General features: G+C 55.5%; 13 protein-coding genes. 5 read left to right on the top strand and 8 right to left on the bottom strand.

Features of this window, described 5'->3' with window-relative positions; genetic code table 11:
- Window positions 1-37: 37 nt before the first annotated feature.
- From TAMC210_RS07000 to TAMC210_RS06970, 7 genes are all read right to left on the bottom strand, one after another.
- Window positions 38-451 (bottom strand): RrF2 family transcriptional regulator, encoded by a 414-nt coding sequence (locus tag TAMC210_RS07000; protein WP_173298049.1) that lies wholly within the window; start codon window positions 449-451, stop codon window positions 38-40.
- A gap of 284 nt (window positions 452-735) precedes the next feature.
- Window positions 736-2,064: a transposase gene (locus tag TAMC210_RS06995; protein WP_173297661.1), complete on the bottom strand. Its 1,329-nt coding sequence runs from the start codon at window positions 2,062-2,064 to the stop codon at window positions 736-738.
- Window positions 2,065-2,284: 220 nt separating this feature from the next.
- Window positions 2,285-2,737, bottom strand: a complete 453-nt coding sequence (locus tag TAMC210_RS06990; protein WP_173298048.1) for a ferritin-like domain-containing protein — start codon at window positions 2,735-2,737, stop codon at window positions 2,285-2,287.
- A 17-nt stretch (window positions 2,738-2,754) separates the two neighbouring features.
- Window positions 2,755-3,375 carry a TetR/AcrR family transcriptional regulator gene (locus tag TAMC210_RS06985; protein WP_173298047.1) on the bottom strand — a complete coding sequence of 207 codons (621 nt, stop codon included), beginning with the start codon at window positions 3,373-3,375 and terminating at the stop codon, window positions 2,755-2,757.
- A gap of 25 nt (window positions 3,376-3,400) precedes the next feature.
- Window positions 3,401-4,543 (bottom strand): ABC transporter permease, encoded by a 1,143-nt coding sequence (locus tag TAMC210_RS06980; protein WP_254388545.1) that lies wholly within the window; start codon window positions 4,541-4,543, stop codon window positions 3,401-3,403.
- Window positions 4,544-4,599: 56 nt separating this feature from the next.
- A complete protein-coding gene (locus TAMC210_RS06975) occupies window positions 4,600-5,403 on the bottom strand; it encodes an ABC transporter ATP-binding protein (protein WP_173298045.1) in 804 nt (267 codons plus the stop codon).
- 16 nt (window positions 5,404-5,419) lie between these two features.
- Complete coding sequence (locus TAMC210_RS06970; RefSeq protein WP_173298044.1) at window positions 5,420-6,454, bottom strand: HlyD family secretion protein; 1,035 nt, start codon at window positions 6,452-6,454, stop codon at window positions 5,420-5,422.
- Window positions 6,455-6,619: 165 nt separating this feature from the next.
- On the opposite strand from TAMC210_RS06970, the gene TAMC210_RS13645 reads away from it, so the two are divergent.
- From TAMC210_RS13645 to TAMC210_RS06955, 4 genes are all read left to right on the top strand, one after another.
- Window positions 6,620-6,754, top strand: a complete 135-nt coding sequence (locus tag TAMC210_RS13645; protein WP_256366479.1) for a hypothetical protein — start codon at window positions 6,620-6,622, stop codon at window positions 6,752-6,754.
- A 119-nt stretch (window positions 6,755-6,873) separates the two neighbouring features.
- Entirely contained in the window at window positions 6,874-7,260 is a 387-nt protein-coding gene (locus TAMC210_RS06965) for a GntR family transcriptional regulator (protein ID WP_173298043.1), read from the top strand.
- Entirely contained in the window at window positions 7,257-8,126 is an 870-nt protein-coding gene (locus TAMC210_RS06960) for an ABC transporter ATP-binding protein (protein WP_173298042.1), read from the top strand. The genes TAMC210_RS06965 and TAMC210_RS06960 overlap by 4 nt, the downstream gene beginning before the upstream one ends.
- 105 nt (window positions 8,127-8,231) lie before the next feature.
- Complete coding sequence (locus TAMC210_RS06955; protein ID WP_173298041.1) at window positions 8,232-8,882, top strand: ABC-2 transporter permease; 651 nt, start codon at window positions 8,232-8,234, stop codon at window positions 8,880-8,882.
- A gap of 18 nt (window positions 8,883-8,900) precedes the next feature.
- On the opposite strand, the gene TAMC210_RS06950 is transcribed toward TAMC210_RS06955, so the two are convergent.
- Window positions 8,901-9,602, bottom strand: coding sequence for a helix-turn-helix domain-containing protein (locus TAMC210_RS06950; RefSeq protein ID WP_217267298.1), 702 nt, complete (start codon window positions 9,600-9,602; stop codon window positions 8,901-8,903).
- A 262-nt stretch (window positions 9,603-9,864) separates the two neighbouring features.
- Between TAMC210_RS06950 and rpoB the strand changes: the two genes are divergently transcribed.
- Window positions 9,865-13,356, top strand: coding sequence for a DNA-directed RNA polymerase subunit beta (gene rpoB, locus TAMC210_RS06945; RefSeq protein WP_173298040.1), 3,492 nt, complete (start codon window positions 9,865-9,867; stop codon window positions 13,354-13,356).
- Window positions 13,357-13,372 lie beyond the last annotated feature (16 nt).

Genomic DNA, 13,372 nt, shown 5'->3' with positions numbered 1-13,372 from the left:
AGTTTATTTGTATATAAAATCCCTCCTTTCCACTATTTTACTCGCTTTTTCCGGCCAGCTCGGCGAAGTTGTAACGCTCCAGCTCCCGGCGCATGGCATCCTGGACTGAAGCCAGGGCTCGGTGGACCGGGCAGTAAGGGGCGCCGTGTTTATTACAATACCCGGGATCAAGAAGGCAGCGGTTAATGCTGATTGGTCCTTCTACAGCTTCGACGACATCCAGCAGGGTAATTTCCCGGGCCGGCCGGGCAAGGGAAAAACCGCCTTTAATGCCGCGGTAGGATTGCACTATCCCGGCCTGAACCAGGGAACGCATGATTTTAAGCAAGAAGCGCATGGGGATCTCTTCGGAGGAAGCAATCATCTGGGCTTCAGCAATGGTGCCTGGTTCCAATTTGGCCAGGTACAGGACGGCGCGCAAAGCGTAATCAGTGGCTTGGTTTAAGGGCATGTAAAACTACTTCCACTCTAAAGTATATTCAATTGGTATAGTTTATAGTAATAATAACTCATCCTAATTTTGCTGTCAAGTTTTTCTATTACTGAGGCATCTGCGTTGTGGCCGATTTTTTAGAAGGCCTTGACATAATCTTACAGAAGCAACCCTATAATTAATAGGGTAGGCGCCTCAGGAATATAAAAAGCCTTAAGGAGATGGCAAGCGTTGGTAAAATAACCCCAAAAAGGGTATATTACTTCTTCTACCACCCTTTATGGTAGTATCTACCACTTAATTTAGGCTGCCTTTACTAAACTGCGTAGGTTTTCTCCTTTCTTTTCTCGTATCCTCCCTAGCGCCATGGCCAGCATCACCGCTAACGCTAGAGCGCATGTTAAACTCATCTTCTTTAATCCTCGAATAAAGTGTTGCTCAAAACCAAAACTCTGGTCTAATCGGCTGTTTACTCGCTCCACCGCTGTACGCTTCTTGTAAAGTTCCTCCCAGCGGTAGCTGGAACGTGCTAGCGGCGTGAACACCCTCCGGTCTTCCTTAAGGGGTATCCGAATACTGCTCTTAACCGGACATTTATCTATTCCCTTGCATCTTAACCCATAATGCCTGGCCGGACAGCGGTATTTTAATGTTTCCCGGTCCTTCTCAAATCCTCCATAGGCCATCTCCCTCTTTATCCCCGTCTCCGGACAGTAACAGTATACTTTCCCCTTATAGTCGTATACTACGCTCTCCTGCCCCGCTATTAGTTTAGTTTCTTCCCCGTCTTTCCATTGGTTCCTTATGTCTATGACCGGCTTTATTTGATACTCTTCCCATAGCTCGATGATTAGTTCTGTGGAGTCGTAGGCCTTGTCTGCTGTAAGATATTTAATCCTTTCAAAGGTCCCCGGTGCCTTCTCTTTTACCCTCTCCAGAAGCTTGGGCGCCTCTTTTACTTCGCTCGCCGACGCCTTGGTAACTTTAAACCCTAGAGGCAGTTCGTATAGGGCATCTACTATTAGGTGCAGCCGAAATCCAAACCATTTCACTACTTTTTCCCACTGGCTGCCGTCTTCCCTCTTACCCCGGTAAACCTTACACCCCCAGTCTGCATCTTGTTCCCGCCGACCGTCAGGTCTAAGCTCCCCCACTTTTTCCTTCTTCCTCCCACGACTTAAGCTCGCCAAGGCTTTGCCGTCTATGGCCGCTACTTCTCCAAAACCCGGTAGTTCCTCCCTTAGCTCCTCTACCAGCCGGTAAAATATTTCTTCGACCTTCTCTTCTTTCTTAAGCAGTTTCCCCAAAAACCGGCTGTATACCCATGACGGCGGTACGGCTTTTTCTCCCTTCGTTAGGTCAAATCCGCATAGCTCTCGTAATTGGGCATTACGCCAAAGTTCCCGCCTTAAACTTTCTATCGAAGGATGTTGGTATACTATCCCTGCCAGTACAGAGTTCCATACGGCCCTTATGGGATAGTCATCCCGCCCATTCGCCCGTTCCTTCTCCAGTTCCACCATCAATTCTTCGTCCGGCATGTATTCAAGTACTAGCCTAAGTCGTTCGAGCTCCCCTAAATTTTCGATTTCCCTCCACCCAAAAAGCCTCTGTTGTGGTATAATAGCCATGGATGACCCTCCTTTGTTTGGTTGGTTTGGTCTTACTTAACAGATTCGCTCTGAAGGAGGGTCATCCTCTTTTTTGGGGTCAATTTTTTAATTCCTTAAACCCAATCCCCCTCAACCCCAACCAAATTCATGCCTTTCCCGGGGTAAAATTTTTTCCCCCAATCCCTTCATACCTTCACCTTTCTTATTTCCGCGTCAGCGCAGATGGCTCTTACTGTCGTTAATTAAGGGCCAGGCGGTCCAGCTCCTTCAGCTTATTGCTGAACCAGGCGGTATGGAGGTCTTCATCAATAAGGTGGCTCCAGAGGAGGTCAAAGAGAGGCTTTTCGGCAACTTTGAGAATTAGCCTTTTGTAGTCGGCCATGGCCTTTTCCTCTAGAGTTATGTTGGCCCAAAGCACGGTGCGGGTGTCGGTCCAGTTGAGGATGGTTCCTGCCGCCACCCCCAGAAGGGGGGCAATAACGGCCCCGGTGCGGGTGGGGTTGGCGCCGCGGCGGCGGATTTCCGCTTCCAGATTGATGACGTGTTCTTGTTCGACCTGTGCCACCCGGGTCAACACCTTGCGGAGATAAATATCCGGCGTCGCCCGGGCCTGGGTCTGGTAGAGATCTACCTGCTCGATCTCTAAAGTATAAAACCAGTTGAGGCTCCGGATGAGCTCTTTTTCTTCCAAGGAACGGCACCCCTTAATTAACCTTTACTGCGGGGGGTGAAATTATGCTCTCGGGGCACTTTGCCTGCATTACGTGGCGTTGCCAGGCTGATGCCGTAGAGGAAGATTTCCACCATGGTATCCATGGCCCGCGGTAGAGAAATGTTATGGTTGATAAGAAAGCCAGGGCTGATTACGGCGCGGGCAGCGGCTATGAAGGAATTGATCACCAGGGCAACATTAAACTCTTTAAAAAATCCCTTCTGGCAACCTTCCAGGTAGACCTGCCCCAGTCTCTCTGATCGTTCGGTCCTAAAACGGTCGATCTTTTCCCATAGATGGGGGTAATAGTGCTGCAGGTCATGGAAGATATGGGGTTCCAGAAAGCGTACTTCCTCGGCAACGGCGCGGGCCATGGCCTGCAGCTTCGCCGGCGGGCTGAGGGGGCCGGTAAGTATGGCCTCCACCCGGTCTCCCACCTCTTGCAGCATATTATCCAGCACTTGCTCCACAATTTCATCTTTACTGTTGAAGTAGCGGTACAGGGTGCGCTTGCTTATCCCGCAGGCGGCTGCCAGCTCATCGGTAGTCACAGCGCGGAACCCTCTTTCGCCGGCCAGCCTTTTCATGGTGGCCAGGATCTTGTCCCTGATTTCCACTTGTCGCTCACTCCTGCTTTCAGCCTTACTCTACCTGCTTGCGAAAACGTAAGGCAGCCAGGGCGATGATGCCGGCACCAAAGCCGGCCAGGGCCCAGACGTCCTTCCATAGATAGTTAATTCCTATACCTTTGAGCATAATACCCCGGAGAATTTCCAGAAAATAGGTGAGGGGTAGCAGGTTGCCCAGGTACTGGATGGGACGGGGCATGGAAGCGCGGGGAAAAATGAAACCGCTCAACAGGACACTGGGTAGGATGAAGAGCATGGTCATCTGCATGGCCTGGAGCTGGGTACGGGCAATGGTGGAGAAAAACATGCCCAGTCCCAGGGCGAAGACGAGGAAGAGGACGGTCAGCCCCAGGAGCAGCAGGGGGCTCCCGGCGATGGGCACCTTGAACCACAGGGTACCTATCACCAGGGCCAGGCCCATGTCGATGAAGGCAATGACAATGTAAGGGATAAGCTTGCCGAGCATTAATTCCGGGCCCCGGATGGGGGTTACCATCAATTGCTCCAGGGTGCCCCGTTCCCGTTCCCGCACCAGGGCAAAGGCCGTCAACATCATGGTTATATTTTGCATGATTAACCCGATGAGACCCGGGATGTTGAATTTCAGGCTCTCCAGGCCGGGATTGTACCAGGCCCGCGCCCGCAGGTCAATGGCCGGGCCGGGAGGCAGGGCCGGGCCCTCCCTGGCCAGAGCAGCCAGGCGTAATTCTTGTGACCTGACCTGGGCAACTATTTCCGCCATGGAAAGGGCGGTACGGGCCACCAGGGGGTCGGAACCGTCGACGAGAAGCTGGGCGGTGGCCGTTTCCTGGCGCTTTAAGCTCCGGGCATAGCCGGCAGGGATGATCAGGCCGGCGTGGACGCGGCCGCTGTCCAGGAGGGCTTTCAACTCCCCTTCGCTCTCTGTCTGGAAGGCCAGGTCGAAGTAGCCGGTGTTGACCAGGCTGGCAACCAGTAAGCGGCTGTCCTGGCTCCGGTCCTGATCAAAGACGGCCAGGGGGATGTGATTGACATCGGTATTCACGGCATAGCCAAAAAGGAGCAGCATCAGTACCGGCATAATAAAGACTATCACCAGGCTGGGGGGGTCCCGGCGGATATGGATAAATTCTTTCCGGATAATGGCCAGTAACCGCTGCCTGTTCGTAGTAATCACTCCCTGCGATGGCATAGAATAAGCCGGCAGGCGGCCGGGAGAGCTGCCGGTTCGTTTTAATTACCCTCTGTACCGGCCATGTTGATGAAGACGTCTTCCAGGGTGGGCAGGCCGGCCGCTGCCATGAGCCGGGCCGGGGGACCAAAAGCATGGAGCCGGCCGCGGTCCATGAGGGCTATAAGGTGGCAGCGTTCCGCCTCGTCCATATAGTGGGTAGTAACCAGGATGGTGATGCCCTCGGCAGCCAGCCCCTCCAGGAGATCCCAGAAGAGGCGGCGGGAAACGGGGTCGACGCCGGCAGTAGGTTCGTCCAGGATCAGCAAACGCGGGCGGTGAATAAAGGCACAGGCCAGGGCCACCCGCTGCTTCCAGCCACCGGATAAAGTACCCACCCGTTGTTTCTCGCATCCCCAAAGGCGCATGTCCTCGTAGAGTTCCCGGCAGCGCCGGGTAACGTCCTCCCCCCGAAGGCCATAAATGCTCCCAAAAAAATGCAGGTTTTCGGCCACGGTGAGATCCTCGTAGAGGTTGAATTTCTGGGACATGTAGCCGATGCCGGCCTTGATGGCTTCAGCCTGGGTAACAATGTCCAGGCCCAGGACCCGGCCGCTGCCGCTACTGGGCCGCATCAGGCCACACAGCATACGGATAGTTGTGCTTTTGCCCGAACCGTTGGGGCCCAGAAGGCCAAAGATGCTACCGGCAGGGACCCGGAAGCTCACCTGACGTACGGCCTGGATGGGGCCGAAGTTCTTGCTTAAGTTGGTGACCTCAATGGCCGGGGGAGCTTGGTGATCGGGCGTGGCTGGGTCTGGCTGCTCACCGGCCCCTGGCTCGGGGACCTGATAACGAAGTTTCATAAAGTTAACCTCCTTTTCAGGGGGTGGTGGGCATAAAGGTAACGTCGGCAGGCAGTCCCGGCCGCAACTTATCCTGCCCCCCGGTTACCCGGATTTTTACCCGGAAGACCAGGTTGACCCGGTCCTCCCTAGTCTGGACCTGGCGGGGGGTAAATTCAGCCCGAGGAGCGATATACTCTACCCGGCCGGGGAAGGACTGGCCCGGATAGGGGTCTACCTGGATCTGGACCGGCTGGCCTATTTGCACTTCCCCGAGCCTGTTTTCCGGGATGTAGACATTGAGCCACAGGTTGTTGAGGTCCAGGAGGGTGACCACTTCCGCCCCGGGGGGGACCAGTTCTCCCGTTTCAAAGTTAACGCTGGCTACCAGGCCGGCAGCCGGGGACCGCAGGGCAGTTTTGCTCAAGTTCAACCGCGCCACGGCCAGGTTAGCTTCACTCTGCTTTACCCCGGCTACCAGGCGCTCCAGGGTGTACGGCGTACTCCCGGCCTGGAGTAGGGCGAGCCGGGATTTGGCTCCTTCCAGCTGGGCGCGGGCTGCTTCCAGCTGGTGCCGGGTCTGGTTATATTGGCTTTCCCGGTTTACCAGTTCCTGTTCCGGCAGGGCCCCGGCCTGGAAGAGTTCCCGAGCGCGGCGAAGATTATCTTCCAGCAGGGTTACCTGCTCCTGCACGGCGGCTACCTGGGCGTCCAGGCGGGCTACTTCCTGTTCGGCGGCGACAATTTCCTCGGACCTGGCCCCGGCACGGGCTTCGGCTAAAGCGGCCCGGGCTGCGGCCACACCGGCTTCGGCCTGGGCCACCTGAATTTGATAAAGGGCTGGATCCAGACGGCCGATGATCTTGCCGGCGTGGATGGTGTCCCCCTCCTTGACGGTGAGCTCCTGCAGCGTGCCGCCCACTTCAGCAATTACTTTAACCTCGGTAGCTTCGATGGTGCCGCTGGCTGTAAGGACATTTTCCGTCTCCTGGAACTGGCAGCCGGTTAGTAACGCCAGGGTGAGTATTAAAACTGCCAGCAGCACAAGGCTAGCTGTTTTACCTTTACCCAAGTGGTTAACCCTCCCCCTGAAAAACTACTCAGAGCCAGGAAGTATATGGCTCCTTAAAACTAGCTCACGGAAACTAATAATACTAGAATAGTTTATATAGTTTACCTAGTACCATTGTAGCTCGTAACAAGCAGTCTGGCAAGCTGTCTTGCGGTTGTTTCTAGCTTGCAGTGCAATTTACTAAGCACCAGTACGGCCGGGTTGGCAGCCAGGGCAGTGGGTGTTGAGGTGGGTCAGGTTGCCAAATCCATCCTGTTTCTTGTGGCCGAAAAGCTTGTCATAGTGGTGACCAGCGGTTGACAGGGGCCTCAATTACATCTATACTGTATATAGACAGTATATACAGCATTTCCTTTGAAGGGCATTTTTGCCACCAGGGGGGACGGGTCACCCGAAAGCGTAAGAGGGGAGGGATATCCTTGCTCCTCAAAGTATCAGGGGAAAACCCGGAGCCCATGTACCAGCAGATCATTAACGAAATTCGCCGCCTGATTCTCACCGGCGAGCTTTCCCCGGGGGACCCCCTGCCCTCCATCCGCGAATTGGCCCAGCAGCTTACCACCAGCGTCATTACCACCCGGCGGGCCTACCTGGAGCTGGAGCGGGAGGGTTTGCTTACCACCCGCCAGGGGGTGGGGACCTTTGTAGCCCGGGTGGACCGGGAAACCGCCCGCGCGGCGGCCAAGAAAATAGCGGCCGGATTGCTTAGCCGGGCCCTGGCGGAGGCCCGCAGGCTGGGGCTTACGGATGAGGAAATCAGCGCCCTTTGCCACCAAATCCTGCAAGGAGGTAGTGACACGCAATGATTGCCGCCCTGGAAGTACGGAACTTAACAAAGTCTTTCCCCGGTTTTACCCTGGGGCCCTTATCCCTGGAACTGCCTGCCGGTTATATCATGGGCTTCATCGGTCCCAACGGCGCCGGCAAAAGCACTACCATTAAATGCCTGTTGAATCTTTTCCACCCTGACGACGGGGAAATCCGGGTATATGGCCTAGATTCCCGCCGGGACGAACAGGAAATTCGCCAGCTGGTAGGCTACGTTGCCGAAACCCACCCCTATTACCAAGACATGACGGTGTCCTGGACGGCCGGCTTTTACGCCCGCCTTTACCGACATTGGGACGATGGGCTGTGCCGCCGGCTCCTGGAAAAGTTTAATGTGCCCCGCGACAAGAAGATTAAAGAACTTTCCAAGGGGACCCGGGCCAAGCTCTCCCTGGCCCTGGCGTTGGCCCACCGGCCCCGCCTGCTCATCCTGGATGAGCCCATGGCCGGCCTGGACCCCATCGCCCGGCACGAAGTCCTCCAGGAGATGCTGGCCTTCATCCAGGATGAAGAACGGGCCATTTTTTTCTCCACCCACATCATGGAAGACGTGGAGAAGGTGGCCGATTATGTGGCGGTTTTAAACGAGGGCAGATTGCTCCTGTGCCAGGAGAAGGACGACCTCCTGGCCGACTGGAAGGTACTGGCCTTCCCTGTTTCGCGCCTGGAGGAACTGAAGCCCTGGCTGAAAACCTGGCAGCAGGAAGGCGGGCGTTGCCTGGGAGTAACGGGCAGTTACCGCGACCTGCTGCAGCAGCTCCCGGAGGCGACCCGGTACCTGGAGACGAGTCCTTTAAAGCTAGAAGACCTGCTCCTGGCGGCCGTAAGGCAGATCCGACCGTAGCTAAAGTTAAACAGAGCAATCACAGGAGCGAGGGTTTAATTTTCACCGGAGAAAGTAAGGAAAAAGCTATTTTCCCTTGAAAATAAATTCCAGGGGGGAGAAAACATGTGGACCCTTATAGCCAAGGACCTGAGGGTTTTGCGCTCGAGTATCTTGACTTATACCTTGATCGCTGCGGCCATAATCTTATTTTTTAGCCGGATGGAAAATGGGAATGCCTTCATAGCCTTTTGGGGTATTTTCTTACCCTACTTTTATGTTAGCCGCATGTGTTATCAGGAGGAACTAGACGGGGGCCTGGGCCTGCTGCGCTCCCTGCCTGTAAGCCCCGGCGCCATTGTGGCCAGCAAATTCGCCGGCGGCCTGTTGCTAACCATAGGCGGCAGCCTCCTGGTAATCGCTGCGGGCAGCCTGGCATACTGTCTGGGCTGGTTTGCGCTACCGGGCGGAATCAGCCTACTATTCATATCCCTGGCTTTCCCCCTGGCCCTGGTGCTGGTTCTGGAAGGATTGTTTTTCCTGGTCTTCTTTGCCTGGGATTATAAACGCGCTTCTTATGTAATGTTGTTACCCCTTCTGGGCCTTTTACCCCTGGCGTTTCCATCCTTATTTCGCCCGGTCATCGGGTGGGTGGTGGATCATATAACTGTTGACTCCGGGTACTTCCTGCCGGGGTTGCTCCTGGCATCCCTGATCTGCTACCTGGCTTTGGGGCTGCTGGCCGGATGGGTGTTCAGCCGGAGGGATGTAGGATAGGATATTTTCTGCTATAAATTATAAGTATACCCGGCTGGTAACAGAAAGCTGGCAGAGTAGAGAATTGCCCCACACTAAGAGAGGTCTGTCAAGCATCCATGAAAATGTCAGGTAAAACACATCTGTGAAAATGTCAGGGATGTGGTATAATTGGCCTGCGAGGTTTCCATGGTTTACGCCATGGATGGTCTGCAGCGGTCCTACGAGGAAGAGAAGGGGTAGGGCCCGCACTTTTTCTGCCAATAATAAAACCAGCGAAGGGCCACGGCCCTCCAACCAATCATGGTGGCTACCGTCAATTTGAACCAGCATGCCGAATTGCGGTTTACGAGGGCGGCGACAATGGGGTTTATGGGGTCGGTGTTTTCTAGGACTAAGGATACCGGCGGCTTTAAGGATACGGCCCACAGAAGCCGGGCTTAAACAAATACCTTCATGCTCGCGGAGCAATTCGCTCAAGAAAGTATAATTACACCCCCTGTATTTAGTTTGAGCGAGCTGCACCACCACCTGGCGGATATTATCAGGGATAGCATGAGCGGGTCTACGGCCACGATTTCCATGGGCCAGGCCTGCGGGACCCGAGGTTTGAAGTTTTGCCTTAAGGCGATAGGCATGGCGTTCGCTAATTCCCAAGATGAGGGCTGCATACGGTAATGAAACTTCTCCATCTAAAACTTTTTGTAAAATAATTACCCGGTTCATTTCCGTCTGTGACAAAGTAATCCTCTCCCTGCTCATACTGACATTTTCACTGATGGATTTCACCCTGACAATATCACAGACGGATCACAAAAAATCCTTCCTTCCCTTGACATGGGGCCTACCTTATGATAGCATACTAGAATGCCATTATTTTGCGACTCCACGATTAAACTTTTCCACCAAGGGCAATAATTAGTTAAGCAACGTTTTGCTTTAGAAGGAAAAGCGAGGTTTCCCAAACCTTGCTTTTGTAATTTCTCTCGGGGGGGACCTGGCCATGCCTTATCCCATTAAGGTCGGCAATAGGGAACGCTGGAGCTACGCTAGCATCAAGGAGGTCCTGGATCTTCCCAATCTCATCGAGGTTCAGCGCCAATCCTACCAGTGGTTCATCGAAGAAGGAATCCGGGAAACCTTCCAGGAGATATCACCCATCCAGGATTTTACGGGCAACTTGATTTTAGAGTTCGTGGACTATTCCATAGGCGACCCCAAATACAGCGTGGAAGAATGCAAGGAGCGCGATATGACCTATGCCGCGCCTTTAAGGGTCAAAGTGCGCCTCATCAATAAAGAGACGGGCGAGGTCAAGGAGCAGGAGGTCTTTATGGGGGATCTGCCCCTTATGACTTCCAAGGGCACCTTTATCATCAACGGGGCCGAGAGGGTTATCGTGAGCCAGCTGGTACGCTCCCCCGGGGTCTATTATTCGGAAAGCGCCGATCCCTCCGGCGCCAGGATTTTCGGGGCTACTTTGATTCCCAACCGGGGAGCCTGGCTCGAATTCGAGACGGACAACACGGGCAGCGTGTACGTACGCGTGGACCGTACCCGCAAAATTCCGGCTACCGTTTTGCTGAAGGCCCTGGGATATAACACCAAAGCCCGTATCCTGGAACTCTTCGATTACGATGTGCGCATCCAGACCACCCTGGAGAAGGACCCCACGGATTCCGAAGAAGAGGCCCTGGTGGAAATTTATAAGCGCCTCCGGCCCGGCGAGCCTCCGACGGTGGAGAGCGCCCGGAACCTCCTGGAGTCCCTCTTCTTCGATTCCAAGCGCTACGATTTAGGCCAGGTCGGTCGCTACAAGTTGCATAAGAAACTGGGTCACGGCGTTCTTACCCATGAGGTTAACGGCCGCCAGGAATATATCCGTACGTTGACCAAGGAGGATATAGTCCACATCATCCGCTACTTGCTGCGCCTCATGGACGGCCAGGAGCAGCCCGATGATATCGATCACCTGGGGAACCGCCGGGTGCGCTCGGTGGGAGAGCTCCTGCAGAACCAATTCCGCATCGGTCTCGCCCGCATGGAGAGGGTGGTGCGGGAGAGGATGACCATCCAGGATATAGAAGCCATAACACCCCAAGTTCTCATCAACATTCGCCCGGTGGTGGCGGCCGTTAAGGAGTTCTTCGGTTCCAGCCAACTGTCCCAGTTTATGGACCAGACCAACCCCCTATCGGAGTTGACCCACAAGCGCCGCCTTTCGGCCCTTGGCCCGGGCGGCCTGAGCAGGGAACGGGCCGGCTTTGAAGTACGGGACGTGCATACCTCCCACTACGGCCGCATGTGCCCCATTGAGACGCCGGAAGGACCCAATATCGGGCTCATCGGTTCTTTAAGCACCTATGCCCGGGTCAACGAATTCGGCTTTATCGAGACGCCCTACCGCAAGGTGGATAAAGAGAGGGGTATAGTCACCGACGAGGTGATCTACCTCAGCGCCGACGAGGAGGACCAGTACATCATCGCCCAGGCCAATACGCCCGTGGACGAACAGGGACGTTTTCTGGAGCCCCGCGTTACCGCGCGGCACCGCGGCGAGATCGTGGTAGTACCCGCCGACCGGGTGGACCTTATGGACGTGTCTCCCAAACAGATGGTTAGTCTGGCGGCCTCCCTCATTCCTTTCCTGGAGCACGATGACGCCAACCGGGCTTTGATGGGCGCCAACATGCAGCGCCAGGCGGTACCCCTGGTGAGGACGGAAGCCCCCTTGGTGGGCACGGGTATGGAATGGCGGGCTGCCAGGGATTCGGGCGTGGCCCTGCTGGCCGAAAACGCCGGGGTTGTGGAACGGGTGACCGCCCGGGAAATAGTAATTCGTACTGACGGGGGCACCCTGGATACCTACCGGCTGCAGAAATTCGTCCGGTCCAACCAGGGTACCTGCATTAATCAAAAACCTATCGTCCGTAAAGGTCAGCGCGTGGAGGCAGGTCAGGTCATCGCCGATGGACCTTCCACCGAAAACGGTGAACTGGCCCTGGGCCGGAATGTGCTGGTCGCCTTTATGACATGGGAGGGCTACAATTACGAAGACGCCATTCTCATCAGTGAGCGGTTGGTGAAGGACGATATATTTACTTCCATTCATATTGAGGAATACGAGTGCGAGGCCCGGGACACCAAATTGGGCCCGGAAGAGATCACCCGGGATATTCCCAATGTGGGCGAGGACGTTTTAAAGGATCTGGATGAGAGGGGCATCATCCGGGTGGGGGCCGAGGTAAGGCCCGGAGATATCCTGGTGGGCAAGGTGACTCCCAAAGGGGAAACGGAGCTCACGGCCGAGGAAAGGCTGCTGAGGGCCATCTTCGGAGAAAAGGCCCGCGAGGTACGGGATACTTCCCTGCGGGTACCCCACGGTGAGTCGGGCAAGGTGGTGGATGTTAAAGTCTTTTCCCGGGAAAGCGGCGACGAGCTGGCGCCGGGAGTGAATAAACTGGTGCGCGTCTACGTAGCCCAGAAGCGCAAGATTTCCGTGGGCGACAAGATGGCCGGCCGCCACGGCAACAAGGGGGTCATTTCCCGCATCCTGCCGGAGGAGGATATGCCCTTCTTGCCCGACGGTACTCCCGTAGACATCGTACTGAACCCCCTGGGCGTACCTTCACGCATGAACCTCGGCCAGATCCTGGAAACCCACTTAGGGTGGGCGGCTAAGGAACTGGGCATCCATGTGGCCTGCCCGGTCTTCGACGGCGCGGATGAAGAAGAGATAAGGGAAGCCCTGCGCCGGGCCGGCCTGCCGGAAGACGGTAAAACCATCCTCTATGACGGGCGTACCGGCGAGCCCTTCGACCGGCCTATAACCGTGGGCTATATGTACATGCTCAAGCTGGCCCACTTGGTGGACGATAAGATCCACGCCCGTTCAACGGGCCCCTATTCCCTGGTCACCCAGCAGCCCCTGGGCGGCAAGGCCCAGTTCGGCGGCCAGCGCTTCGGAGAAATGGAGGTCTGGGCCCTGGAGGCCTACGGGGCGGCCTACACCCTCCAGGAGATTCTGACCGTCAAGTCCGATGACGTGGTGGGCCGGGTGAAGACTTATGAGGCCATCGTTAAAGGCGAAAACGTACCCGAACCCGGCGTACCCGAATCCTTTAAAGTGTTGATCAAGGAATTGCAGAGCCTGGGTTTGGACGTAAAGGTCCTCTCGGAGGAGGACGAGGAGATAGAGATTAAGGACGACGACGAGGATATCGCCGAGTCGGCCAAGGAATTGGGCTTTGACCTCCACCCCGAAGAAAAATTGAGCCGCAGGGCAGGTAGCCGGCCGGAAGATGAAACGGCTGAAACAGAGGAGGAAGAGGCCGAGGAGGAGGCGGAAGAAGATCTGGACCTGGTGGAATTGGAAGCCGACCTGGCAGGCGAAGGGGGTCTGGAGGAGGCTGAGGAAGAGGATGAAGGGTTGCCTTACGGCCAGCGCTTCCAGCGGGCTAAAGTAGTGCCCAACGGAGACTTTGAGGAAGAATAACCCTGTGGGAGGGAGT

Source organism: Thermanaeromonas sp. C210, from assembly GCF_013167955.1.
GTDB lineage: Bacteria > Bacillota > DSM-521 > Neomoorellales > Neomoorellaceae > UBA12545.
The sequence above is the reverse complement of the archived record's forward strand: the minus strand, read 5'-3'. Positions and strand labels throughout refer to the sequence as shown.